Here is a 25,648-nt window from a genome sequence, read left to right as displayed (position 1 = left end):
CCCAACCCCCGAACGCGGGACCCGAGGCAATGAGGCCTGCCCGCGCACTCCCAGGAGGATCCCGAAGTGCACGCCACCACCTCCCGCAGAGGCCGTCGCACGATCGCCGCCGTCGCCGGCAGCGCCGTCCTGGCCCTGCTCGCCTCCGCCTGCACCGGTTCCAGCGACACGGGCGGCGCCGACGACTCGGCGAGCGGCAAGGACGTCACCATCACCTTCTGGCACGGCTGGAGCCAGGAGAACGAGACCAAGGCGATCAACGAGAACATCGCCGCCTTCGAGAAGTCCCACCCCAACATCCACGTCAAGGCCGTGGGCAACATCCCGGACGACAAGGTCAACCAGTCCCTGCGGGCGGGCGGCGACGACGCGCCGGACGTGGTCTCCTCCTTCACCACCAACAACGTCGGCATGTTCTGCTCGACCAAGGCCTTCGTCGACCTCAAGCCGCTGCTCCAGAAGAGCGGCATCGACGCGGCCAAGACCTTCCCGGCCGCGATGCTCGACTACACCCAGTTCCAGGGCAACCAGTGCTCGCTGCCGCTGCTCGGCGACGCGTACGGCCTGTACTACAACAAGAAGGCCTTCGCCGACGCCGGCATCGCCGCCCCGCCGAAGACCTTCAGCGAGTTCGCCGAGGCCGCCGCCAAGCTGACCGTCGCCGACGGCGACTCGTACAAGCAGCTCGGCTTCATGCCGCTGTACCACGGCTACGAGTCCACCACCGAGCACTACCTCGGCCAGTACGGCCCGACCTACTTCGGCCCCGACGGCAAGTCGAGCATCGCCTCCGACCCGAAGGTCGCCGCGATGCTCAAGTGGCAGAAGGGCCTGGTCGACCAGCTCGGCGGCTACGCCAAGCTGGACCGGTTCCGCTCGACCTTCGGCGAGGAGTTCAGCGCCAAGAACCCCTTCCACACCGGCCAGGTCGCGATGGCCCTCGACGGCGAGTGGCGCACCGCCTCGCTCGCCGAGAACAAGCCCGGCTTCGAGTGGGCCACCGCCGCCTTCCCCGTCCCGGACGACCAGGCGGACACCTACGGGCGCGGCTACCAGACCGGCACCATCGTCGGCATCGCCAGCACCAGCCGGAAGCAGGCCGCCGCCTGGGAGTTCGTCAAGTACCTGACCACGGACACCGACGCGGTGGTGAACTTCGCCAACGCGATCCACAACGTGCCGAGCACCTTCGACGCGCTCAACTCGCCGAAGCTGGTCGCCGACGACAACTTCAAGACCTTCCTGAACGTCGCCAAGAACCCCCACTCCGGCACCACCCCGCCGGCCGCCAACGGCGGCGCCTACATCACCACCCTGCAGAACCTCGGCTACGACTACGAGTCCGGCAAGCAGTCCGACCTCCAGGCGGGCCTGGCCGCGACGGCCAAGCAGATCGACACCGACATCGCCCAGGCCAAGTAGCCCGGGAACGGTCCACGGAGCTCCCATGTCACTCGCGTTCGGCACCCGCAAGGGGAACGACGGGGCCGGCGCGGGACCGACCGGCCCGGCGGCGCCCGGCACGCAGCACCTGCTGCGCCGCAAGCGCCGCCGGGAGGCGGCCCGCACCCTCGCCTTCCTCTCCCCCTGGCTGGTCGGCTTCAGCGTCTTCTTCCTCTACCCGCTGGTCTCCACCGCCTACTTCTCCTTCACCACCTACAACGGCTTCGGCTCCCCGACCTTCAGCGGCCTGAAGAACTGGGACTACGTCTTCAACCACCTGCCGGCCTTCTGGCAGGCCCTGCTCAACACCCTGTGGCTGGTCGTGGTGATGGTGACCCTGCGGGTCGCCTTCGGCCTGGGCATCGGGATGCTCATCACCAAGGTCAAGACCGGCGCGGGCTTCTTCCGCACCGCCTTCTACCTGCCCTACCTGGCCCCGCCGGTGGCCGCGACCGTCGCCTTCGCCTTCCTGTTCAACCCCGGCACCGGCCCGGTCAACCACCTGCTCGGCGAGCTCGGCCTGCCGCAGCCCGGCTGGTTCGCCTCCGAGGACTGGTCCAAGCCGGCGCTGACCCTGCTCGCGATGTGGGGCGTCGGCGACCTGATGGTCATCTTCATGGCCTCGCTGCTGGACGTCCCCCGGGAGCAGTACGAGGCGGCCGAGCTGGACGGCGCCGGCCCGTTCCAGCGGTTCCGGTACGTCACCCTGCCGAACATCTCGCCGATCATCATGTTCGCGGTGGTCACCGGGGTGATCCAGACCATGCAGTACTACACCCAGGCGTTCGTCGCCGGGAAGGTCGCCAGCGGCATCGCCGGCAACTCCGGCCAGCAGTTCGAGCCCGGCTACCCGGGCGGCTCCACCTGGACCCTGCCGCAGATGGTCTACCGGCTCGGCTTCCAGACCTACAACTACGGCGCGGCCTGCGTCGTCGCCCTGGTGCTGTTCGCCATCTCGATGGCCGTCACCTCGATCCTGCTCCGCCGTCGCTCCGGCTTCATGGCGAGCGACGACTAAGGGCGTGTCCAACGATTCCAGTCGGGCTCGCGACGCCGGGGCACGCACCTCGCCGCGTTGTCGTCGGTCGCCAATGCTCCGCAGTGGCTCCCTCCTCCGCCTTGCGATGCACGCACCCCAACGCCGCTCACTGATCCAACGCGAATCGTCAGACACGCCCGGACCCGGGAGGACCCGATCATGACCCTTGGCACCACGCTCACCGAGCGGCCGGCCGCGGCCGTCCCCTCCCGATCCGGCGGCCCCGCCGCCCGGACCGCCCGGCGCCGCGCGTTCCTCAACTGGGTGGCCGTGCACACGGTGGCGATCGCCGCCGCGCTGTTCTTCCTGCTGCCCTTCGTCTTCGTCTTCCTCACCTCGGTGATGTCGGACGGGCAGGCGCTCACCACCGACTACTGGCCGACCGAATGGAACTGGGGCAACTACAGCAAGGTCTGGGACACCCCCGGCTTCCTCACCTGGTGGCGCAACACCCTGCTGTACGCCGGGCTCGGCACCCTGCTGACCGTGGTCTCCAGCCTCCCGGTGGCCTACGCGCTCGCCAAGTTCCGCTTCCGCGGCCGCAACCTGGCGCTGATGGGGGTCATCGCGATGATGATGCTGCCCCCGCAGGTCACCGTCATCCCGATGTTCCTGTTCTGGGCCAAGCAGATGGGCATGGACGGCTCGCTCTGGCCGCTGATCATCCCGATGGCCTTCGGCGACGCGTTCTCCATCTTCCTGCTGCGCCAGTTCCTGCTGACCATCCCCAAGGAGTACCTGGAGGCCGCCCGGATCGACGGCTGCGGCGACCTGCGCACCCTGCTGCGGGTGGTCCTGCCGATGGCCAAGCCGGCCATCGCGGCGGTCGCGCTGTTCCAGTTCTTCTACTGCTGGAACGACTACTTCGGCCCGCAGATCTACGCCAGCAACAACCACGAGGCCTGGACCCTCAGTTACGGGCTGGAGTCCTTCAAGGCCGCCCACCACACCAACTGGAACCTCACCATGGCCGCCACCCTGCTGGTGATGGCCCCGGTGATCGTCCTCTTCTTCTTCGCTCAGAAGGCCTTCATCGAAGGCGTGACACTGACAGGGGTCAAGGGCTGATGTCCGCACTCAAGTTGGCAATCGTCGGCGGCGGTTCGACGTACACCCCGGAGCTGGTCGACGGCTTCGCCCGGCTGCGCGACACCCTGCCGATCGGCGAGCTGGTGCTGATCGACCCGGCCGCCGAGCGGCTGGAGCTGATCGGCGGCCTGGCCCGGCGGATCTTCGCCCGGCAGGGGCACTCCGCGGCCGTCACCGTCACCACCGACCTGGCGGCGGGCGTCGCGGACGCCGACGCGGTGCTGCTCCAGCTGCGCGTCGGCGGGCAGGCGGCCCGCAACCAGGACGAGACCTGGCCGCTGGAGTGCGGCTGCGTCGGGCAGGAGACCACCGGTGCCGGCGGCCTGGCCAAGGCGCTGCGCACCGTCCCGGTGGTGCTGGACATCGCCGAGCAGGTGCGCCGGACCAACCCGGACGCCTGGATCGTGGACTTCACCAACCCGGTCGGCATCGTCACCCGGGCGCTGCGGGGCGCCGGGCACAAGGCCGTCGGGCTGTGCAACGTCGCGATCGGCTTCCAGCGCAAGTTCGCCGGGCACCTGGGCGTGGACCCGGAGCTGGTCCGGCTCGACCACGTCGGTCTCAACCACCTGACCTGGGAGCGCGGGGTGACCCTGCTGGACGCCCCGGGCGCCGCGACCGGGCGCGAGGTGCTCCCGGAGCTGCTCTCCTCGCACGGCAAGGAGATCGCCGAGGACCTGCACCTGCCGCAGTCCCTGGTCGAGCGGCTCGGCGTGGTGCCGTCCTACTACCTGCGGTACTTCTACCAGCACGACGCGGTGGTGGCGGAGCTGCGGGAGCAGGGCTCGCGGGCCGCGCAGGTGGCCGAGATCGAGCGGCAGCTGCTGGAGCTGTACGCCGACCCGGCCCTGGACACCAAGCCCGAGCTGCTCGGCAAGCGCGGCGGCGCCTTCTACTCGGAGGCCGCCGTCCAGCTGATCGCCGCGCTGCTCGGCACCGGCGGCGGGACGTCCGTGCAGGTGGTGAACACCCGCAACGACGGCGTGCTGCCCTTCCTGCCGGACGACGCCGTCATCGAGGTGCCGGCGGAGGTGGACGCCCGGGGCGTGCGCCCGCTGCCGCAGCGGCCCGTCGAGCCGCTGTACGCCGGGCTGATCGCCGCCGTCACGGCGTACGAGCACCTCGCCCTCGACGCCGCCCTGCGCGGCGGCCGCGACCGGGTCTTCGACGCCCTGCTCGCCCACCCGCTGGTCGGCCAGATCGAACTCGCCGACCAGCTCACGGACCGGCTGCTCGCCCACAACCGCGAGCACCTCGCCTGGGCCTGATCCGGCCCGCGACCCGCCCGCCCGACGGCCGGACCAGGCCGCCGGGCGGGCACCGCGAGGAGACCGTCCACCCCCGGCCGGGGACCTTTCGGCCGGGCTTCCCGGCCGGGACCACGGCCGGGCACCCGGCCGACGACCACGGCCCGGGCCACGTACGAGCCGCGGGGACCTGATGACCCACCAGTCCGAACCACTCCTGCCCGGCGTCCTCGCCATCGACGCGGGCAACTCCAAGACCGACGTCGCCCTGATCGGCGCCGACGGCAGCATCCTCGGCACCGCCCGCGGCGGCGGCTTCGCCCCGCAGAAGATCGGCGGCGCGGCGGCCGTGGCCGGTCTCGCCCCGCTGGTCGAGCAGGCCGCCGCCGAGGCCGGCCACCCGTCCTGGCGCGGCGTGCTCACCAGCCACGTCAGCGCCTGCCTGGCCAACGCCGACCTGCCGGTCGAGGAGGAGGGGCTGCGCGAGGCGCTGGAGTCCCACCCCTGGGGAGCCAGCAACACCGTCGTCAACGACACCTTCGGCCTGCTGCGGGCCGGCACCGACGGCCCGCGCGGGGTCGCGGTGGTCTGCGGCGCCGGGATCAACTGCGTCGGCCTGCTGCCGGACGGCCGCACCGCCCGCTTCCCCGCCCTCGGCGAGCTCACCGGCGACTGGGGCGGCGGCTCCGGGCTCGCCGTCGCCAGCATGTGGCACGCCGTCCGCGCGGAGGACGGCCGCGGCGGGCCGACCGGGCTGGCCCGGGCCATCGCCGAGCACTTCGGCCTGCCCAGCGCCGGCGCCGTCGCCGAGGCCGTCCACCTCGGGCACCTGCCGGCCGGGCGGCTGCACGAGATAGCCCGGGTGCTGTTCGCGGTCGCGGGTGAGGGCGACAGGGTCGCGCTGGAGCTGGTCGACCGCCAGGCCGACGAGATCGTCCGGCTCGCGGTGGTGGCGCTCGGCCGCCTGGAGCTGCTGGACACCCCGACCCCGGTGGTGCTGGGCGGCGGCGTGCTCGCCTCCCGGCAGCCCCTGCTGCTGGACAACCTGACCGCCCGGCTCGCCGAGGCCGCGCCGCTGGCCGAGCCGCGCGTCGTCGTCGCCCCGCCGGTGCTGGGCGCGGCGCTGCTCGGCCTGGACCACCTGGCGGCGGGCGCGCGGGCGCAGGCCCGGGTGCGCGAGGCGTACGCGGCGGGCCGGCCGGTGGCGGCCTGACGGCCGTTCAGTGACCTCCGCTCGGTGACCTCCGCTCGGTGACCCCCCTCCCCCGCCGGACCCGCACGTCCGACGGGGGAGGGAACCGCGGGCCGGGGCCCGGTCGTGTCAAGCGGGGTACCGACGACCGCCGCCGCCCGGGGAGACTTGTCCCATGGCCCCGCCCCGCATCCTCCTCGCCGCCGCCCTGCTGGCCTGTACCGCCGCGGCCGCGCTCACCGGCTGCACGCCCGCCGACTCCGGCTCCACGGTGGCCGCCGCCTCGGCCGCCGCGCTGGCCGACGAGGGCGCGGACGACCTGCTGGACGACGAGGACGACCTGTTCTACGAGGAGGAGGAGTACGGCTCCCCCGGCGCCGAGCCGTCCTCCTCCTACTCCTCCTCCGACGCACCGTCCGCAGGGCCGTCCGACGCACCGTCCGCAGGGCCGTCCGAAGGACCCGAGTGCGCCGCCCCCACCCCGCACCCCGGGCACGAGGTCCTCGTCGTCGTCTCCGCCGGCCCGGCCGAACTCACCGCCCGGCCCGCCCGCTTCAGCTGCGGCTCGGCCCGCTACGAGCCCGTCGGCAGCCCCGTCCACTACGGCTTCGCCGGGGCGGGCGTGGCGGCGACCCTGGTCGACGCCCAGCACGACGAGCCGGCCAGGACCGTCCCGCTCAACGAGCTGCTCGGCCACGTCGACGACTGCCTGGCCGAGCGCGACCCGGCCGTCCCGTACGGCTGCCACGGCAACGCCTACGACGTGGTGCTGGACTCCCACGGCCGGATCATGCGGATCGGCGAGGTCGAGGGCCCGGCCGTCCCCTGACGGCCGCTGACGGCCGCTCGGCTCACGGCGTGACCAGCCCGAACTCGTAGGCCTGGATGACCAGGTGGACCCGGTCGCGGGCGGCGAGCTTGGTGAACAGCCGGGCGACGTGGGCCTTGGCGGTGGCCACGCTGATGGTGAGCTCCGCGGCGATCTCGGTGTTGGACAGGCCGCGGCCGACCAGGGTCAGCACCTCGCGCTCGCGCTCGGTGACGGCCTCGGCGACCGGCCTGCGGGGCCTGGCCGGCCCGGCCGGGCGGGCGGCGAACTCGCCGATCAGCCGGCGGGTGATGCCGGGGGCCAGCAGAGCGTCGCCGGCGGCGACCACCCGGATGCCGTCCAGGATCGTCTCCAGGGCGAGGTCCTTGACCAGGAAGCCGCTCGCCCCGGCCCGCAGCGCGCCGTAGACGTAGTCGTCGTCGTCGAAGGTGGTGAGGACGAGGACCTGGGTGGGCAGGTCCGGGTCGGCGGTGATCCGGCGGGTGGCCTCGATGCCGTCCGTGACTGGGGGCACCTCCCAGCCGCCAGGCTGGGGGCGCATCCGGATGTCCATCACGGCGACGTCGGGGCGCAGCCGGGCGACCAGTTCCACGGCCTCGGCGCCGTCGCCGGCCTCGCCGACCACCGCCAGGTCGGGGGTGTCGGCGATCAGCACGCGCAGGCCGGTGCGGATGAGCGGCTGGTCGTCGACCAGGACGACACGGATCACTGGCGCACCTCCGGGGAGTGCTCGGCGGGGGGCTGTTCGGCGGGGCTGGGTCGGGCCTGTTCGGTAGGGCTCGGTTCGGGGAACGCCGGTTCGGGGAGCGGCAGCCGGGCGGCGACCAGGAAGCCGCCTCCGGGGCGCGGGCCGGCGGTGAACTCGCCGTCCAGCAGGGCGACCCGCTCGCGCAGGCCGGCCAGGCCGTAGCCGGTCCCGGTGCCGGCGCCGTGGCTCCGGGGGCCGGCCGCCGCTCCGGCGCCCGGGTCGGCCACCGTGACGGCGAGCTCCTTCGGGCCGTACGCGACGGTGACCCGGCAGTCCCGGGTGCCGGAGTGCTTGACCGTGTTGGTGACGGCCTCCTGGACGATCCGGTAGGCGGCCAGGTCCACCTCGGGCGGCAGCGGACGGGCCGTACCGCGCCGGGTGACCGCCACCCGGACGCCGGCGCCCGCCGCCCGCTCCACCAGTCGGTCCAACTCGCCCAGCCCGGGCACCACGTCGAGCGGCGCGGACTCCCCCTCGCCCTGCCGCAGCGCGCCGAGCATCCGGCGCAGCCCGGCCAGCGTCTCCCGGCTGGTGGCCTCGATCGCCTCCAGGGCGGCCCGGGTCTCGGCGGGCTGGGTGTCCATGACCCGGCTGCCCATGCCGGCCTGGATCGCGACGATACCGATGTTGTGGGCCACCATGTCGTGCAACTCCCGGGCGATCCGCAGCCGTTCGGCGGTGATGGCCTGCTCGGCGGCCCGGCCGCGCAGCGCCTCGGCGTGGGCCCGGCCCTGGTGCACGGTGGTGCCGACCAGCCAGGCGATCAGCACGGTGGCGGCGAGGCCGCCGTAGGCGAACGGGTTGACGGGGAAGCCGTTGACCAGGCCCCAGAGGGTCAGCCCGGCGAACAGGCCGAGCGGCATCCCCAGCGCGGTCAGCGAGACGCGCCGGGAGCGGGTGGCCGCGCAGTACCCGACCAGCGCGTCGGCGATCAGGAACTGCAGCGCCGAGGCCTCCGGGACCTGCCACATGCCGAGCGCGAAGACGCCGCCCGCGAGCGCCACCGCGACGGCCGCCAGCGGCAGCCGGGCCACCAGCGCCGCCACCAGGGTGGTGACCACCGCGGTGGTCACCATCGGCATGTCCTCGGGATTGCCGTGGTAGGTGAACAGGTGGCGCAGCTCGTCCGCGCGCGTGAAGTACCGGAACACGACGATGGCGCTCCAGAACGCCGCCACCCACGCGCCGGGCGGCAGGCGCCTGAGCAGCGGCGGACGGGGTTCGGTGATCATGACGCGATGGTAGGGCGTGTCCGTGCGGCGGCGCATTGGCCCGGGGGCGTAATCCCCGGGGCCGGTACGGGCGGGGGCGGTTGTGGCCCGCGGCCCGATGCCGGGCCGGGTGCGGACCGCCACCGTGGTCCCCGTGATCGAGATCGAACGACTGACCAAGCGGTACGGCGCCACGACGGCCGTCGACCGGCTGAGCTTCACCGTCCGCCCCGGCGTGGTGACCGGCTTCCTCGGCCCCAACGGCGCCGGCAAGTCCACCACCCTGCGGATGGTCCTGGGCCTGAACGCCCCCACCGAGGGCACCGTCACCGTGGCCGGCGCGCCCTTCGCGAACCGGCCGCGCGGCCTGCGGCACGTCGGCGCGCTGCTGGACGCGGGCGACGTGCACGGCGGGCGCAGCGCCCGGGCGCACCTGTCGGCGCTGGCCCGCGGCAACCGCCTCCCGCTCGGGCGGGTGGACGAGGTGCTGGCGGAGGTCGGCCTCGGCGCGGCCGCCGGGCGGCGGATCGGCGGCTACTCGCTGGGCATGAAGCAGCGGCTGGGCATCGCCGGGGCGCTGCTCGGCGACCCGCCGGTGCTGCTCTTCGACGAGCCGCTGAACGGACTGGACCCGGAGGGCGTGCTCTGGGTGCGCGGGCTGTTCCGGCGCCTCGCGGACGAGGGCCGCACGGTGTTCGTCTCCAGCCACATGATGGCGGAGATGGAGCACACCGCCGACCGCCTGGTGGTGATCGGGCGCGGTCGGCTGCTCGCGGACCAGAGCCTCGCGGAGTTCTCGGCCCGCAACGCGGTCTCCTCGGTGGCCGTACGGACACCCGAACTCGCCCTGCTGGCCGAGGCCTTGCGCACCGAGGGGGCGGAAGTGCGGGTGGAGCAACCGCAGTTCGGGACCGTCACCGGCCTGCCGGCCGCGCGGATCGGCGAACTCGCGCTGCGGCACGGCGTGGTGCTGCACGAGCTGGCCGTCCGGACGTCCTCGCTGGAGTCGGCGTTCCTCGCCCTGACCGCCGACAGCGTCGAGTACGCGGCCGGGGAGGCCCGATGAGCACCGTCACCCCGGCCCCCGCCGAGCCCGCGCCCCGGTTCCTCGACCTGCTCGCCGCCGAGTGGATCAAACTCCGCTCGCTGCGCTCCACCTACTGGGTGCTGGCGCTGGCCTCGCTGGTGGCGATCGCGGTCAACGTGAACGCCGTCCACAACGACCTGCCGTACATCGACCACCCGCTGCCGGCTCCCGACCAACAGCGGTACTACGACCCGCTGTTCCGCGGCCTCGGCCACATCGCGAGCGACCTGATGGCGGTCGCGGCGGGCAGCCTCGGGGCGATCACCGTGTTCGGCGAGTACACCACCGGCCTGATCCGCACGACCTTCGCCGCCGTGCCGGACCGGCGGGGCGTGATCGCGGCCAAGCTGCTGCTGATCGGCGGGATCACCGCGCTCGCCGGGCTCGTCGTCTCGGCGGGCTCCTTCCTCGCCGTCAACGCGATGCTGGCCTCCCGGCACCTCGGGCTGTCCGTCACGGACGAGGGCTGCCTGCGGGCCGTGCTCGGCTACGCGGCGGTCGTGCCGGTCTGCGCGCTGATCGGGATGGCGCTGGGCGCGCTGCTGCGGCACGCCACCGCCTCGATCGTGTCCCTGGTGCTGCTGCTGCTCGTGCTGCCGATGGTGTTCGGCGGGGACCGCTACCGGTGGCTGAAGGAGATCGGCACCCACCTTCCCCTGGCCACCGTGCAGCGGCTCACCATCCGGCCCGGCTCCACGGCCACGATGGGGAAGTACGCGCCGAGCGTGCTGGACTCCTGGATCACCATGGGGGCGTGGGGCGTGGCCGCGGCGGTGGTGACGGTGGTCGTGGTGCGGCGGCGGGACGTGTGATCCGCCTCTGATCCGCTTCTGGTCTGGCTCTGATCCGCTTCTGATCCGCTTCTGGCCCGCTTCTGGCCCGCCCGCCGCGGCTCAGCCGAGGTCGAGCCGCCGCGCGGCCGCGGCGGACGGCCGGTACGGGCGCTCGGGCGGCAGCAGCCGCTGCGCCTTCGCCGTCTGCCCGCCCCGGACCAGCGCGGCGATCCGCTGCACCCGCGGGGTGAGGTCGGTGAGGCCGACGACCCACTCCTCGGCGAAGGTGCGGATCAGCGACCGGCCGATGCCCACCTGGATGCTGTAGTGGTTCAGCGCCGCCCCGCGCAGCGACCGCTCCGGGTCCCACTGCACGTGGACGGCGGCGGCCGCCACCTCGTCCGGGTGCGCGGTGGTCGGCACGGCGCGGGTGAGCGCCTCCTCCCAGCCCTCCCGGGTCATCCGGACCGCCAGCACCCTGGTCTGGCCGGGCTTCTGCGCCCAGTTGCTGCGGTGCATCAGCCAGCGGAACGAGGGCTTGATCCACGTCATCCGGTGGAAGCTGAACGGCGCGGTGAACCGGCCCGCCGCCAGCGCCGCGTCGGCGACGGCCGGCGGGTAGGCCTGGTAGAACGTGATCGTCCGGTCGTCGTGGTCGGCGCGGATCTCGCGCAGTGCGGTCATCTCGCGGCACCCCCTTCGCCCCGGCACGCTGCCAGGGCGGGCGGGGCGGCGCAACGGGATTACCGGGCGGGGGCGCGCGGGTCCCCCGGCGGGGACCTCGGCGGCCGGGGGCGGGCTCGGGCGGGCGGGGACGGCTCGGGCACGCGGGCTGCTCCGGCGCGCTGCTCTGCGCAGGAAGTCGGACGGGCCGACTTCCTGTGCGGAGCAACCGGACCACGCCACCACCGGACGACTCCGACGACGCAGGAGCTACGGCACGAGCTGGGCGCCGATCAGCCCGTGCCCGGCCCCGGCGGCCGCGCGCCAGACCGGGACGGCGGCGTCGAACAGGCCCGCGAGGTCGTCCGTCCGCAGCGCCTCGCGGGCCCGGTCCTCGGCCGCGCGCCGCTCGGCGGTGTCCAGCGCGAACACCGCCTCGACGGCCGGGAGGGACGCCCGCACCTCCTCGGGCGTCAGGACCACATCGCCGAACCAGCCGGGCAGCCCAGCCGTCCGCCGCGGGCCGAGCCCGTGGGCCAGCCCGAGCACCGGGTACCGGCTGCGGGCGGGGACGGCAGCGCACGGGCCCGCCCTCCCGCACTCCTCCCAGGCCGCGTACAGCCCGTCCGGGTCCGCCCCGAGTGGGCCGGCCACCAGCCCCTCCAGTTCGTCGGGGGCGAGGTGCTCCCCGGCCTCCCAGCGCCGGCGCAGCGCCCGGTTGCCCGGCTCGGCGGCGTGCGCGTCGAGCAGGGCGCGCAGCCGCGGCCCGTGCCGCTCGACGGCGGCGGCGGGCGCGGGGATCAGGAACCACGTCGCCTGGTAGCTCATGGGCCGCCAGCGTAGGCAGGGACGGCGGCGCGTGGGCGGGGACGGCTCAGGCTGCGGCCGCCTTGGTGCGGAAGGCGCCGAGGGTGGCCGCCGGGACGCCGCAGCCGGGGAGGAAGGAGGCCGCGCCGCCGTGGTGGGTGCGGACGCGGTCGAGGAACACCGTCATGGCCTCGGCCGGGGCCTCCAGGAGGGGCGCGGGGATGGTGAGGTGGCGGCCCCGGGAGTCGGTGACGCGGGAGGCGGAGCGGTCGTTGAGGGCGGTGCGGTGGCGTTCGGCGAGGCCGGCGAAGATCTGCGGGAGGGCGTCGGCGGTACGGGTGTAGTCGGCGACGATGCGCTCGGCGGGGACGCCGAGGAGGTCCAGCAGCAGGGCGGTCAGCAAACCGGTGCGGTCCTTGCCGGCGGCGCAGTGCAGCAGGACGGCGCCGGGGCGGACGGTGGCGTCGACGGCGGCGGCCACCGCCTCGGGCGCGGACTCGGCCAGCAGGACGTAGAAGTCGCCGAGGTCGGCGGCCGTGGCCATGGTGCTCATCCGCGCGGTGAGGGCGTCGGTGGCGGGGTTCACCGGGGCGGCGACGACGGCTATCCCGGCGGCCTCGGCGGCGGCCCAGTCCTCGGGGGCGGTCTCGCGCGGGTCCCGCAGGTCCACGATGGTGCGGATGTCGCAGCCGCGCAGCTGGGCGACGGTGGCCTCGTCGGCGGCCGGGAACGGCTGGGCGGAGCGGTACAGCACACCGGGGCGGACCCGCCGGCCCTCGGGGTCGCCGAGGGCGGCTGCGTCACGGAAGTTCACCAGGGACATGCGGGGGCCTTTCGGTGGGGCCGCACCCGGGACGAGACGGGGCACCCGGAGGCGGAGACATCTAGACGTCTAGATGTGTAACCCGTCCGGGGGCCGCCAGGCAAGCCTCGGCAGTGCGGGCCTCGGCGGTGCGGGCCTCGGCGGTGCGGGCCTCGGCGGTGCGGGCCTCGGCGGTGCGGGTCGCGATCGGTGCATCCCTCCATCCCACTCCCCTCGCCCGGCACCGGCGACCCGAGCCGCCGGGCGCTCCGGCCGGGCGCCCGGCCGGGGCGGCGGGCTCCGTAGGATCGGGCCCGTGGCGACGAACCCCCCGAGCTCCCCGAACACCCCGGTGTACCGCCGCCTGGCCCGCCGGATCCAGGAGCGCATCGACGCCGGCACCTACCCGGCGGGCGCCCGGCTGCCCAGCGAGCCGGAGCTGAGCGCCGAGTTCGGCGTGAACCGGCTGACCGTGCGGCAGGCGGTGGCGGAGCTGGAGCGGGCGGCCGTGGTGGAGATCCGCCGGGGCGTGGGCACCTTCGTCCGTCCGCCCGCCGTCCGGGTGTCGATCGCCGTGGACCCGCGCAGCCAGCGCTTCGACCTCGGCAGCGTGCACACCGCGCTGCCGGGCCCCGACGACGAGGCGGGCCCCGACGACGAGGCGGGCGACGGCGAGGCGGGCGACGGCGAGTTCGTGGTGGCCGCCCCGCCCGTCACCGGCTCGGCGCAGGACGTGGAGGCCGCCCGCCAGCTGGGCCGTGCGCCGGAGGAGCTGTCCCGGGTGGACTCGGTGATCCGGCTGGGCGGGCGCGCCCGGGCGGCGTCCAGCTACTGGGTGCCGTTCGGCCCGCTGCCCGCCGAGCTGCTCCGGCCGGGCCGCCCCGGGAACCTGGTGCTGGACCTGGCGCGGGCCGCCGGGGTGGAGCTGGAGTACGACTGGCGGGCCTTCGGCGCCGTCGGGGCGGACCTCGCGGACGCCGAACTGCTGGGCGTCCCGCCGGGCACCGCGCTGCTGGTGCGCGAGGGCGTCAGCTGCACCCCGGACGGCACCCCGGCGCTGTACGTACGGCGGCGGATCGACGGCAGCAGCGCGCGCTTCGTCCTGCACTTCCGCGACCGGTAGCGCGGGCGGTCCGCCTACCCCCCTTTTGCTAGATTCGGCGCCGGAACAGCAGGCCGTACGGGGGTTGGCAGAACACGGTGACCGAGGAGATCGACTACGACATACCCACCGAGCTGGCCGAGGTCTACCTCGTCCTGCTCGCCGACGTCTCCCGCACCGGCCGGCTGCCGCGCCGCGAGGAACTGGAGCGCCTGCGCCGGCTCGGCGAGCACTGCGCCGAGGCCGGGTACGGGCTGCGCGAGGTGGTGTCGCACTGTCTGGCCGCGGCCCGGCGGGCCTGGCAGACCCTGCCCGGGACGACCGCCGCGAGCAGCGCCGCCGAGCTGCGCCGGATGGGCGACGCGGTGCTGGCCGCCACCGACGCCGCGCTGGCCGCGCTCGGCGAGGGCCACGAGCGGGCGCAGCGCCTGGCCGTCCGCCAGGAGGAGGCGGCCCGGCGGGAGTTCATCGACGACCTGCTGTTCGGCCGCAGCGACCTCGGGCTGCTCGCCGAGCGCGCGGAGCGGTTCGGGTTCCGGCTGGCGGGCGGGTACACGGTGGCGGTCGCGGTGGGCAACGAGCCGTTCGGGGACGTGCATCCGCTGGTGCACCGGGTGGAGCGGGAGCTGGCCGGGCGGTTCGGCGAGCGGGACGTACTGCTGGCCAGCAAGGACGGCCGGCTGGTCTGCATCGCCCCGGACTCCGAGCGGGCCGTGCTGGAGGCCTTCGCCGAGCTGACGCTGCGCCCCGGCCCCGGCTACCGCCCGGTGCGGCGGGTGGCCACCGGCCGCCGGCACTCGGGGCCGAGCGGGGTGCCGCGCAGCTACGAGGAGGCGCTGGACACGCTGGACTACGCGGACCGGCTGAACCTGCCGGCCCAGCAGCTGCGGGCCGAGGAGCTGCTGGTCTTCCCGGTGCTGATGCGGGACCGGTCGGCCATGGCCGACCTGGTGCGCAGCGTGCTCGGCCCGCTGAGCGAGGCGCGCGGCGGGGCCCGTCCGCTGCTGGACACCATCGCGGTGCAGGCGGAGGCCGCCTACGTGAACGCGGAGGCGGCGCGCCGGCTGGGCCTGAGCGTGCGCACCCTGAGCTACCGGCTGGAGCGGATCAAGGCGCTCACCGGCTACGACCCGTCGGACGCGCTCCAGCGCTTCACCCTGGAGACGGCGGCGATGGGCGCGCGGCTGCTGAACTGGCCGGAACGACCGCTGTAGTCCCGGCCACGACGGCTGTCGTGCCCGGAGGGGCCGGAACGACGCCGTCGTTCCCTGGACCGGGCCCGAACGAGCGGGCCCGAACGACGGCTGTAGTCACCGGAACGACAGCCGTAGTTCCGAGCCACCGCTTCGGTGCCGCCGGGACCGTCCGGGACCGTCCGGGGGCGGTCCTGTTGCCCAGCTGTTGCAGTGTCACGCGGGTCGTGCGTACCAGGGTGTCAAGAGGGCGTAAAGATTGCCGGATCCTGGCAATGTGCGACGGGGCCCGGCGCTGCCATGATCTCCCCGGTGCCGAACTGCGGCGCCGGGGGAAGGACGGGGGAGCGTGGCCGGGATGGGGGGATTCTTCGCGGCCGCGCTGGCCTTCCCGACGGCGCTGTTCAGCTTCGCACTGGTGGTGGTCGTCGGGTACTGGTTGCTGATGCTGCTCGGCGGCCTGGTGCCCGGCGCCGTGCACGGGGGGCACGGCGGCGGGCACCACGTGGACGTCGGGCACGCGGGGCACCACCTGGGTGCCGGGCACGGGGGCCACGCCGGACACGTCGGGCAGGTCGGACCCGCGGGGCACGGTGCCGGGGGGCACGGTGCCGACGCGGGGTCCGACCGGCACGGGGCCGGCCACCACGCGGGCGTGCTGGACGCGCTGGGGCTGGGCGGGGTGCCCGTGACGGTGGCGGTCTCGCTGCTGGTCGCGCTCGCCTGGTTCGTCAGCCTGGCCGGCACCGTCCTCACCTCGGGGGCACCGGCGCGCGGCGGCGTGTTCGCCGTCGCGCTGGTCGCCTCCTGGGCGGGCACCCGGCTGCTCGTCCGGCCACTGTCGCGGCTGTTCCCGCAGGACCGGCCGGTCACCCGGGGGGACTTCGTCGGCCGGGTCTGCGTGATCCGGACCGGCCGGGTGACGGCCGACTTCGGGCAGGCCGAGGTCACCGCGGAGGACGGCTCCACCGCGACCGTCCAGGTCCGCACGACGGAGCCCGACCCGGCCCTGACGGCCGGGCGGACCGCCCTGATCTTCGACTACGACGCCGAGGGCGAGCACTTCCTGGTGGCGCCCTTCGACCCGCCGTCCCCCTGATCCGGCCCCGCGTCGACCTCCCTCGCCGTCCCTCCCCCGCACCTCACCTCACTCTTCGCACCAACTCGCCATCTCGTCAAAGGACTCCGTGATGGACACCATCGCCGTGGGTTTCGGCGTGCTCGTCGCCGTCGTGCTGCTCATCGTGCTCGCCATGCTGCTGTTCGTGGGCCGCCTGTTCCAGAAGGTCGAGCAGGGCAAGGCACTGATCGTCTCCCGGACGAAGAAGGTGGACGTGACCTTCACCGGCGCGGTCGTCCTCCCGGTGCTCCACAAGGCCGAGTTGATGGACATCACCGCGAAGACGGTGGAGATCCACCGGGCCGGCCGGGACGGCCTGATCTGCCGGGACAACATCCGCGCGGACATCCGGATCTCGTTCTTCGTCCGGGTGAACAAGACCGTCGAGGACGTGGTCAAGGTCGCCCAGTCGATCGGCACCGCCCGGGCCAGCGACCCGCAGGCGATCCAGGAGTTCTTCGCCGCCAAGTTCGCCGAGGCGCTCAAGACCGTCGGCAAGCAGCTGGACTTCACCGACCTGTACACCCACCGGCACGAGTTCCGGGACCAGATCATCGCGGTCATCGGCACCGACCTCAACGGCTACACGCTGGAGGACGCGGCCATCGACCACCTGGAACAGACCCCGATGAGCCAGCTGGACGCCGACAACATCCTGGACGCCCAGGGCATCCGCAAGATCACCGAGCTGACCGCGATCGAGCACGTGCGCACCAACGAGTACCAGCGCACCGAGGAGAAGGAGATCACCCGGCAGAACGTGGACGCCCGGGAGACCGTCCTGGAGCTGGAGCGCCGCCAGGCCGACGCCGAGATCCGCCAGCGCCGCGAGATCGAGACCCTGCGGGCCAAGGAGGACGCGGTGATCGCCCGGGTGCAGGAGGAGGAGCGGCTGAACTCCCAGACCGCCTTCCTGCGCACCGAGGAGCTGCTCGGGGTGCAGCGGGAGAACCAGGCCCGCGAGGTCGCGGTGGCGCAGAAGAACCGCGAGCGGGTGATCGCGGTGGAGAACGAGCGGATCGAAAAGGACCGCCTGCTCGAGGTCGTCGGGCGCGAGCGGGAGACCCAACTCGCCACGATCGCCAAGGAGAAGGAGGTCGAGTCCGCCAAGCGCGAGGTCGCCGACGTGGTCCGCGAGCGGGTCGCGGTGGACCGCACCGTCGCCGAGCAGGAGGAGGCCGTCAAGACGCTGCGCGCCACCGAGGAGGCCGAGCGCGTCCGCAAGGCGGTCGTGATCCAGGCCGAGGCCGAGGCGCAGGAGAAGCTCGTCAAGGACATCAAGGCCGCCGAGGCCGCCGAGCAGGCCGCCGCGCACAAGGCCCGCGAGGCGCTGGTGCTGGCCGAGGCCCGGCAGCGGGCCGCCGAGCTGGACGCGGCCGCCAAGATCCGGCTGGCCGAGGGCGTCCGGGCGGAGGCCGCCGCCGAGGGCCTGGCCCTGGTCCAGGTCCGCGAGCAGGAGGCCGCGGCGGTGGAGAAGGTGGGCCGCGCCGAGGCCGTCGTCCAGACCGAGAAGGCCAAGGCCGCCGCGCTGGAGATCGGCGGCCGGCTGAAGGCCGAGGCCGAGGGCCTGACCGAGAAGGCCGCGGCGATGGCCAAGCTGGACGAGGCCTCGCGCGGGCACGAGGAGTACCGCCTGCGGCTGGCCGCCGAGAAGGACGTCCGGCTGGCCGGGCTGGACGCCCAGCGGCAGATCGCCGAGGCCCAGGCGGCGCTGGTCGCGGCCGGGCTGGAGAAGGCGAAGATCGACATCGTCGGCGGGGACTCGGTCTTCTTCGACAAGCTGGTGCAGTCGGTGTCGGCCGGCCGGAGCGTGGACGCCTTCGTCGGCCACTCGCAGACCGTACAGACCCTGGCCGGGCCCTGGCTGGACGGGCGGGCCAGCTTCACCGAGGACCTCACCGGCGTGCTCTCCTCGGTCTCCACGGCCGACGTGCAGAACCTGACGGTGTCCGCGCTGCTGATGAAGCTGATCGGCTCGGGGGCCGGCGACCAGGCCGGGCAGCTGCGCCAACTGCTGGAGTCGGCCCGGCAGCTGGGCATCGCGGAGACCCCGATCGGGGCGCTGGCCTCGGCCATCGGCTCCAAGTAGCGCACCGAGCACCCGATTCCACCGATTCCACCGAGTCGACCGAGGAACCTGACCGTGACCGTGGACGCCCTCGACGCCCGGCTCGACGCCGGCACCTACGAGGTCCTGCGCGACCGGCTCGCCCGAGCCGCCGCCGAACTCGCCGACCGGGCCCAGGCGTTGAACGCCCGCCGGGTCGCCGAGTTCGGCGGCGGGGAGCTGCGGCTGGCCGGCACCGGGTGGCTCACCACCGCCCGGGCCTGCCTGCCGCAGGACCTCACCGCCGCCGGCGGGCTGCTGCTGCTCGGCACCCGCCCGGCCGGATCCGCCGACGGCACCGAGGACTTCACCGACGTCCTCGGCCTGCACCGCCCCGACCTCTCCCCCGCGCCCGCCGAGGGCACCCTGCTGGACGAGCCGCGGCTGCGCCAGGACCTCGCCGACCTCCGGCGCTACTTCCGCGACGCCCGGCTGGAGCGGCTGCGCCCGGTGGACGGCCGGCTGCTCGCGGTCTTCCGCACCGGCCCGGCCGCCGCCGACGTCCGGGTGCTGCGCTGGCGCCTGGCCGACGGCCCCGCCGACGACGCCCGGCCCGGCTACCTGGACGGGCGCGGCGAGCGCGACCACACCCCCGCCGACGGCCAGCAGCTGCCCTGGACCGCCGTCACCCGGGACGACCAGCTGCCCGCCGGCCCCGGCCGCCCGCCCCGCGCCGACCTGGCCGGCGAGCTGCTGGTCGGCGTCGACGGCGGCCGGCTGACCATCGCCGCCCCGGACGGCCGGGAGCTGCACCGCGAACCGCTGGCCGAGGCCCTGCAGACCCTCGCCGACGCCCGGATCGCCCATGCCCGGCTCGGCACCCTGCTGCTGGTGCGGGTGCGCCCGTACCAGGAGGAGACCGAGCGGCACCTGGTGGTCCACCTGCCCACCGGCACCGTCACCCGGATCGACGCGCTCGGCCAGGCCTGCCTGCGGCTGCCCGCCGACCAGGGCGTGGCCTTCCCCGGCGGCTGCCACCTGGTGGACGGCACCGTGCGCACCTTCGACCAGCCGGTCGACGGCCTGGTGTACGAGCGCACCGTGCTGTCGCCCAACGGCGAGGACGTGCTGTACGAGTTCCGCTCCCCCGCCGACGGCCGCGCCCTACTCCAGCCGTACAACAGCGTCCGCCAGGAGGCCGCCGCCCCGCTGCCCTGCCAGGGCTACGCGCTGCTCGCCGACGGCACCCTGGTCGCGCTGCGCCCGGCCGAGGACGGGCCGACCCGACGGCACCCCGTCCAGCTCTGGCGGACGCCGTTCACCAGCGAGCGCTTCGCCGCCGAACAGCCGCCCGGCAGCGGGCCGTTGGCCCGGATCGGCAACGCCGACCTGGTCCGCGGCCTGGCCGACTGCCTGGCCCTGGCCCGGCTGGCCGCGGCCGGTGCCGACACCCCGGCCGGCCACCAGGCCGTCCTCGCCGCCTGCACCCGCACCGCCGACCGGCACCACTGGCTCGGCCAGAGCGGCCTGGGCGACCTCGCCGCGCCGCTCGCCGAGATCCGCGACACCGCCCGGCAGGTCGTCGCCGAGTACGAGGCGGTCGCCCAGCTCACCGCGCACGCCGCCCGGCAGGCCGACGAGGCCGACGAGCACGTCGAGGGCCTGCTGCGCACCGCCCGCGGCGAGACCCTGGCGGACGCCGCCGAGTGGGTCGACCGGCTGGCCGGGCTGCGCCGCGCCCAGGGCCGCGTCGAGGCGCTGCGCGACCTGCCGCGGGCCGACCCGGAACGGATCGACGCGCTCGCCGCGCACCTCGCCGAGGGCCTGGCCGAGGCCGCCGACCGCGCCGTCGGCCAGCTCGCCGAGCCGACCGCCTTCGAGCCGCACCGGCGCCGGGCCGGCGAGCTGGCCGAGCGCTGCGCCGCCATCGCCACCGCCGCCGAGGCCGAGCCGCTGGGACTCGAACTCGGCGCCCAGAGCGAGGCGTTGCAGACCGTCTCGGAGCTGGTCGGCACCCTCGACCTGGCCGACGCCACCACCCGCACCGCGATCCTCGACCGGCTCGCCGACGTGCTCGGGCTGCTCAACCGGGCCCGGTCCGCGCTGACCGTGCGCCGCCGGGAGCTGCGCACCCGCGAGGCCGCCGCCGAGTTCGCCGCCGAGACCGCCCTGCTCGGCCAGGCCACCACCGCCGCGCTCGCCGCCGCCGACACCCCCGAGGCCTGCGACGAGCAGCTCGGCCGGCTGCTGCTGCGGATCGAGCAGCTGGAGACCCGCTTCGCCGACGCCGACCCGGCCCTCGGCGAGCAGCTCACCGACCGGCGCACCGAGATCCACGACGCGCTCACCGCCCGCCGCCAGCACCTGCTGGAGGAGCGGGCCCGGCGCGCCGACCGGCTGGCCGCCTCCGCCGAGCGCGTCCTCGACACCCTGCACCGCCGGCTGGCCGCGCTGGACACCGCCGCCGAGATCGACGCCGCCCTCGCCGCCGACCCGACGGCCGTCAAACTCCGCGACCTGGCACGGCAGTTGACCGCACTCGGCGACCGGGTGCGGGCCGAGGAGCTGACCGGACGGCTGCGCGCCGCGCGCGGCCGCGCCCAGCGGGCCCTGCGCGACCGCGCCGAACTCGCCGGGGACGGCCCCGGCACCCTGCGGCTGGGCCGGCACCTGTTCGCGGTCACCACCCAGCGGCCCGAACTCGCCCTGGTGCCCTGGCGCGGACGCCCCGCCTTCACCCTCACCGGCACCGACTACCGCTCCCCCGTGACCGACCCGGCCTTCGCCGCCACCGAGCGGTACTGGGACCGCCCGCTGCCCTCGGAGACCCCGCAGCTGTACCGCGCCGAGTACCTCGCGGCGAGCCTGCTGCCGGCCGCCGAGGCGGCGGCCCCGGCCGGCGACGGCGACCTGCTGGAGTACGTCCGGCGGGCCGCCGAGCAGCGGCCGGACGAGGGCTACCAGCGCGGCGTGCACGACCACGACGCCGCCCTGCTGCTCCGGGCCCTGCTCCACCTCGGCGCGGAGGCCGGGCTGTTGCGCCACCCGGCGGGCGCCCGGGCGGCCGCGCAGCTGTACTGGGCGCACGGCGCGGGCGAGCGGCAGCGGCTGCTCTGGCACACCCGGGCCCGCTCGCTGGGCCTCGCCCGGGACGCCTTCGGGGGCTCCGCGGCACAGGGCGGCTCCCTGGTCCAGGGCGGCTCCCCGGCGCAGGCCGCGCTGGACGCCCTCGCCGACGAACTCTCCGCCGCCGTCGCGGAGTTCGTCCCCGGCGCGGAACCGGCCGGGCCCTACCTGGCGGCCGAACTGGCCGCCGCCGCACCCAGCTTCGCCCACGCGACGGGCGCCGCCGCCCTGCTCGACAAGTTCCGCGCCGCCCCCGAGTCAGCCGGCCTCACCGAGGCGCTGGCCGCGCTGCCCGAGGAGCCGGAGCTGCTGCCCGTACGGCGCCAACTCGCCGCCGCCTGGCTGGAGTCGGGATCACCCGACGCCGATCCGGCCGACCTCGCCGAGGCCGCCGCCGTCCTGCTCTGCCCGTCGCTGCCGCGCCGGCCGGCCGAGGGGGCGGTGGGCACCCGGGTCACCGGGCTGCTCGGCGACCACCCGCGGCTCACCGGCGGCGCGCTCGACCTCCGGCTGGACGAACTGATCGCCAAGGTCCGGGAGTTCGAGCGGGTCGAGGTGCCCGGCTACCGCGCCTACCAGCGGCTGCGCGGCGAGCTGCTGGCCGCCGAGCACGCCCGGCTGCGGCTCGACCAGTACCGGCCCGCCCCGCTGAACGGCTTCGTCCGCAACCGGCTGATCGACCAGGTGTACCTGCCGCTGGTCGGCGACAACCTCGCCAAGCAGCTCGGCACGGCCGAGTCCGGCGGGCCGGTCGACCGCAGCGGCCTGCTGCTGCTGGTCTCCCCGCCCGGCTACGGCAAGACCACCCTGGTCGAGTACCTCGCCGAGCGGCTCGGCCTGCTGCTGGTCTCGGTCAGCGGCCCCGCGCTCGGCCACCGGGTCACCTCGCTGGACCCGGCCGAGGCCCCCGACGCCACCTCCCGGCGCGAGGTCGAGAAGCTCAACTTCGCGCTGCACGCGGGCGACAACGTGCTGCTCTACCTGGACGACGTCCAGCACACCTCGCCCGAGTTCCTCCAGCGGTTCATCCCGCTGTGCGACGCCCAGCGCCGGATCGACGGCGTCTGGGACGGCGAGGCCCGCGAGTGGGACCTGCGCGGCAAGCGCTTCGCCGTCGTCATGGCCGCCAACCCGTACACCGAGTCCGGCCGGCTCTTCCGGCTGCCCGACATGCTCGCCAACCGCGCCGACGTGTGGAACCTCGGCGACGCCGTCGCCGGGCGCGAGGACCTCTTCGCGCTCAGCTTCGTCGAGAACGCCCTGCCCGCCAACCCCCACCTGGCCCCGCTCGCCTCCGCCGAGCGCGCCGACCTCGACACCCTGCTCGCCCGCGCCGGCGGACTGCCCGGCGGCACGCTGGCCGGCGCCTGGCCCGCCGCCGAGGTCGAGCGGATGACCGCCGTCCTCGCCGGGCTGCTCCACCTGCGCTCCACCGTCCTGGCCGTCAACCGCGCCTACCTCGCCTCCGCCGCCCAGGACGACCGCACCCGCACCGAGCCCCCCTTCCTGCTCCAGGGCTCCTACCGCAACATGGCCAAGCTCGCCCAGCGCCTCGACCCCGCCCTCACCCGCCCCGAACTCGACGCCCTCCTCACCGACCACTACCGCGCCGAGGCCCAGCCCCTCGGCGCCGACGCCGAGGCCCAACTCCTCAAACTCGCCGACCTCCGCGGCACCCTCACGGAGGAACAGGCCGCCCGCTGGGCGGAACTGAAGCTCGCCTGGCGGGGATAGGCCGCCGCGCGCAGGTGCACGACCCTGCCGACGCACCTCATCGGATGGTCCGATGACCGCGCGATTCCCCCCATCGGGGTATCCGCGCGGGGGCGGGGTAGGGGGTGGCCGGGGCGGGGTAGCCCGGTGGGTATGGGTGCTGACGGGCTCGATCTGGCCGGGTTGCGCAGGGTGTACGGGCGGGCGGGGAGCCGGTGGTTCTACACCCGGGTGGCACGCAACGCTCGGCACTGGGGGTGGACGGAGCCGGGGCAGTCGAAGTGGCGGCTGTGGCGGGCGCAGCGGCAGTTGGAGGACGTGCTGGGGCGCAAGCTGGCGCTGCCCGCGCGGGCCCGGGTGCTGGACGCCGGCTGCGGGGCGGGCGTGGTGGCGCGGGCGATGGCGGTGCGGTTCGGGCTGCTGGTGACCGGGGTCGACGTCCTGGACTTCCACCTCGCCGAGGCCCGCCGGCTCAGCGCCCGGGCCCGGATGGGTGAGCGGACGGCGTTCCACTGGGGCGACTTCCACCGGCTGCCGTTCGGCGACGGGGAGTTCGACGGCGCGTACTCGATGGAGACGCTGGTCCACTCCCACGACCCGGCCCGGGCGCTGGCCGAGTTCCACCGGGTGCTGCGCCCGGGCGGGCGGCTGGTGCTGCTCGGCCCGATGAGCACCGGCCCGCTGGGCGAACTACCGCCCGACGCCCGGGCGTTGCTCGAACCGTACCTGGACGCGATGACGATGGTGGGCGCCAAGGTCTACCACGCCGGCAACCTGCCGCGGCTGCTCACCGAGGCCGGGTTCGAGGTGGAGGAGGCGTTGGACGCGACGCCGTACTACCTGCCCACCTCGGAGGCGGTGCACGCGTACTTCCGGCTGCCCTGGGCGGTGCTGCGGCGCTTCGGCGATCCGGCCAAATGGCTCAACCTCCGTTCCACGGTGGAGATGTACGCCGTGCGGGAGCACGTCGCCTGGTACGTTCACACGGCCGTCAAGCCATCGAGGTGAACCCGCCATGGAGGAGCGCTCCGCCCCGCTGCCGTACCCCGGCGGCTGGTTCTGCGTCGGCCGGGTCCGGGACCTGCCGCCCGGGCGGCTGCGCACCGTCCGGCTGATGGGCGAGGACGTGGTGCTGTACCGGACCGGCCGGGGCGCCGTACGGGCGGTCGGCCCGCACTGCCCGCACCTGGGCGCGCACTTCGGGGCGGGCGGCACGGTCCGGGGCGAGGACCTGGTGTGCCCGTTCCACGGCTTCGCCTTCGGCCCGGACGGCTCGTGCACCGGTTCGCCGGACGGCGTGCGGTTCCGGGGCTCGCTGGCCCGGCGCCACCTGTGCGAGCGGGACGGCATGCTGTTCGTCTGGTGCGCTCCGGGCGGCGGTCCGGAGGGCGGCCCGCCCGGCTGGGAGCTGCCGCCGCCGGTCGGGGTGCGACCGCTGGCCTGGTGGAGCGGGGAGGTGGTCTCCCACCCGCAGGAGGTGATGGAGAACAGCGTCGACTTCCGGCACGTCCGGGTGCTGCACGGCCTGGACACCCGGGAGACCGCCCCGCCCGAGGCGGCCGGCCCGCTGTTCACGATCCACCAGCGCACCACGACGCGGTTCCCGGGGCTGGGCGCGGTGAGCCTGGAGCAGCCGGTGACGCTGGTCGGGCTCGGGATGATGCGCCTGGTGGCCGAACTGCCGCAGCTGGGCAGCGGTCTGCGGGTGTGGGTGCTGCCGACGCCGGTCGCGCCCTGGCGGACCGGGGTGCGGGTGGCGGTGACGGCCACGGCGCCGCTGCCGGGGATCGGCGAGGTGCGGGCCGTCGACCGGGCGGCCTCCTGGGCGGCGCTGCGGGCCACGGTGCGGATCATCGAGCAGGACCGCCCCGTCCTGGCGCACAAGCGGTACCTGGCGCAGCCCCGGCTCGTGCCCGGGGAGCGCTCGATCGGGCTGTTCCGCCGGTGGGCGCGGCAGTTCTACCCCGAGCCGGCCCCCGGGTTCCACGCCGAACCCGTCCCCGGGCTCCGCTCCGAGCCCCAGGCCGGGCTCCGGCCCGGGCCGGACGCCGCCGGCTGAGCCCCGGCGGGTGCGGCCAGCGACTCCCAGTCCGGATCGGGCAGCCCGGGGACGGCGCGACCCTCGGCCCGCCAGCGCCGGGCCAGCTCGGCGTAGATGGGCGCCTCCGGATCGGGCTCCGGCGCGTCCTCCACTCCGTGCAGGATCGTTTCTTCACCCGGCCGTCGTCCCGGTACCGGCAGCCTCCCAAAACCACTCACACCCACCCAACGCACCCCGTCCGCGCCGGGACACGGCCACGTCAACCCGGCACGCCGCAGGTCAACCCCCCGCGGGGACCTGCCGGGGGGGGGGGGGGGGGGGGCCCCCCGCCGCAAGCGGCCCCGGCGGGGCCCCCCCCCGCGCCCCCCCCCCCGCC

Annotated in this window: 20 protein-coding genes; 15 read left to right on the top strand and 5 right to left on the bottom strand. The window is 75.1% G+C overall.

Annotation, left to right across the window (positions count from 1 at the left end):
• The first annotated feature begins 66 nt into the window (after positions 1-66).
• The 6 genes from ABZW03_RS07340 to ABZW03_RS07315 all read left to right on the top strand — a co-directional run bounded on the left by ABZW03_RS07340 (position 67) and on the right by ABZW03_RS07315 (position 6,839).
• A complete protein-coding gene (locus ABZW03_RS07340) occupies positions 67-1,422 on the top strand; it encodes an ABC transporter substrate-binding protein (protein WP_355253487.1) in 1,356 nt (451 codons plus the stop codon).
• 25 nt (positions 1,423-1,447) lie between these two features.
• The gene (locus tag ABZW03_RS07335; RefSeq protein ID WP_355253485.1) at positions 1,448-2,461 is read left to right on the top strand and encodes a sugar ABC transporter permease; all 1,014 of its coding nucleotides are present in this window, start codon (positions 1,448-1,450) and stop codon (positions 2,459-2,461) included.
• Between the two features lie 180 nt (positions 2,462-2,641).
• Positions 2,642-3,550: a carbohydrate ABC transporter permease gene (locus ABZW03_RS07330; RefSeq protein ID WP_355253483.1), complete on the top strand. Its 909-nt coding sequence runs from the start codon at positions 2,642-2,644 to the stop codon at positions 3,548-3,550.
• On the top strand, positions 3,550-4,839 hold the full coding sequence (locus ABZW03_RS07325) for a 6-phospho-beta-glucosidase (protein ID WP_355253482.1): 1,290 nt from the start codon (positions 3,550-3,552) through the stop codon (positions 4,837-4,839). The genes ABZW03_RS07330 and ABZW03_RS07325 overlap by 1 nt, the downstream gene beginning before the upstream one ends.
• A gap of 172 nt (positions 4,840-5,011) precedes the next feature.
• The gene (locus ABZW03_RS07320) at positions 5,012-6,031 is read left to right on the top strand and encodes a BadF/BadG/BcrA/BcrD ATPase family protein (protein ID WP_355253480.1); all 1,020 of its coding nucleotides are present in this window, start codon (positions 5,012-5,014) and stop codon (positions 6,029-6,031) included.
• 154 nt (positions 6,032-6,185) lie between these two features.
• Positions 6,186-6,839 (top strand): hypothetical protein, encoded by a 654-nt coding sequence (locus ABZW03_RS07315; RefSeq protein WP_355253478.1) that lies wholly within the window; start codon positions 6,186-6,188, stop codon positions 6,837-6,839.
• A 22-nt stretch (positions 6,840-6,861) separates the two neighbouring features.
• On the opposite strand, the gene ABZW03_RS07310 is transcribed toward ABZW03_RS07315, so the two are convergent.
• Both ABZW03_RS07310 and ABZW03_RS07305 read right to left on the bottom strand, forming a co-directional pair.
• Positions 6,862-7,548 (bottom strand): response regulator transcription factor, encoded by a 687-nt coding sequence (locus tag ABZW03_RS07310; protein WP_355253476.1) that lies wholly within the window; start codon positions 7,546-7,548, stop codon positions 6,862-6,864.
• Positions 7,545-8,819, bottom strand: a complete 1,275-nt coding sequence (locus ABZW03_RS07305; RefSeq protein WP_355253474.1) for a histidine kinase — start codon at positions 8,817-8,819, stop codon at positions 7,545-7,547. Before ABZW03_RS07305 ends, ABZW03_RS07310 begins: the two co-directional genes overlap by 4 nt.
• Positions 8,820-8,952: 133 nt before the next feature.
• On the opposite strand from ABZW03_RS07305, the gene ABZW03_RS07300 reads away from it, so the two are divergent.
• Together ABZW03_RS07300 and ABZW03_RS07295 are read left to right on the top strand one after the other, a co-directional pair.
• Positions 8,953-9,864, top strand: a complete 912-nt coding sequence (locus ABZW03_RS07300; protein ID WP_355253472.1) for an ATP-binding cassette domain-containing protein — start codon at positions 8,953-8,955, stop codon at positions 9,862-9,864.
• Positions 9,861-10,697 (top strand): ABC transporter permease, encoded by an 837-nt coding sequence (locus ABZW03_RS07295; protein WP_355253470.1) that lies wholly within the window; start codon positions 9,861-9,863, stop codon positions 10,695-10,697. Before ABZW03_RS07300 ends, ABZW03_RS07295 begins: the two co-directional genes overlap by 4 nt.
• 81 nt (positions 10,698-10,778) lie before the next feature.
• Here ABZW03_RS07295 and ABZW03_RS07290 read toward each other — a convergent pair whose 3' ends face one another.
• From ABZW03_RS07290 to ABZW03_RS07280, 3 genes are all read right to left on the bottom strand, one after another.
• Positions 10,779-11,342 (bottom strand): DUF4291 domain-containing protein, encoded by a 564-nt coding sequence (locus tag ABZW03_RS07290; RefSeq protein ID WP_355253468.1) that lies wholly within the window; start codon positions 11,340-11,342, stop codon positions 10,779-10,781.
• Positions 11,343-11,591: 249 nt separating this feature from the next.
• Positions 11,592-12,149: a hypothetical protein gene (locus ABZW03_RS07285; protein WP_355253466.1), complete on the bottom strand. Its 558-nt coding sequence runs from the start codon at positions 12,147-12,149 to the stop codon at positions 11,592-11,594.
• Positions 12,150-12,195: 46 nt separating this feature from the next.
• Entirely contained in the window at positions 12,196-12,951 is a 756-nt protein-coding gene (locus tag ABZW03_RS07280) for a tyrosine-protein phosphatase (protein ID WP_355253464.1), read from the bottom strand.
• A gap of 295 nt (positions 12,952-13,246) precedes the next feature.
• On the opposite strand from ABZW03_RS07280, the gene ABZW03_RS07275 reads away from it, so the two are divergent.
• The 7 genes from ABZW03_RS07275 to ABZW03_RS07245 all read left to right on the top strand — a co-directional run bounded on the left by ABZW03_RS07275 (position 13,247) and on the right by ABZW03_RS07245 (position 25,290).
• On the top strand, positions 13,247-14,053 hold the full coding sequence (locus tag ABZW03_RS07275; RefSeq protein ID WP_355253462.1) for a GntR family transcriptional regulator: 807 nt from the start codon (positions 13,247-13,249) through the stop codon (positions 14,051-14,053).
• Positions 14,054-14,130: 77 nt separating this feature from the next.
• Positions 14,131-15,246, top strand: coding sequence for a helix-turn-helix domain-containing protein (locus tag ABZW03_RS07270; RefSeq protein ID WP_355253461.1), 1,116 nt, complete (start codon positions 14,131-14,133; stop codon positions 15,244-15,246).
• 337 nt (positions 15,247-15,583) lie between these two features.
• Positions 15,584-16,324, top strand: coding sequence for a hypothetical protein (locus ABZW03_RS07265; protein ID WP_355253499.1), 741 nt, complete (start codon positions 15,584-15,586; stop codon positions 16,322-16,324).
• Between the two features lie 91 nt (positions 16,325-16,415).
• Positions 16,416-18,434: a flotillin family protein gene (locus ABZW03_RS07260; protein WP_355253459.1), complete on the top strand. Its 2,019-nt coding sequence runs from the start codon at positions 16,416-16,418 to the stop codon at positions 18,432-18,434.
• A 54-nt stretch (positions 18,435-18,488) separates the two neighbouring features.
• The gene (locus tag ABZW03_RS07255; RefSeq protein WP_355253457.1) at positions 18,489-23,252 is read left to right on the top strand and encodes a DNA repair ATPase; all 4,764 of its coding nucleotides are present in this window, start codon (positions 18,489-18,491) and stop codon (positions 23,250-23,252) included.
• A gap of 132 nt (positions 23,253-23,384) precedes the next feature.
• Entirely contained in the window at positions 23,385-24,239 is an 855-nt protein-coding gene (locus ABZW03_RS07250) for a methyltransferase domain-containing protein (protein WP_355253455.1), read from the top strand.
• A gap of 7 nt (positions 24,240-24,246) precedes the next feature.
• Positions 24,247-25,290, top strand: a complete 1,044-nt coding sequence (locus tag ABZW03_RS07245; protein ID WP_355253453.1) for a Rieske 2Fe-2S domain-containing protein — start codon at positions 24,247-24,249, stop codon at positions 25,288-25,290.
• Positions 25,291-25,648 lie beyond the last annotated feature (358 nt).

Origin of the sequence: Kitasatospora sp. NPDC004799, from assembly GCF_040609095.1 — a bacterium.
Lineage (GTDB): Bacteria > Actinomycetota > Actinomycetes > Streptomycetales > Streptomycetaceae > Kitasatospora.
This window is presented reverse-complemented; position numbering and strand designations above follow the sequence as displayed.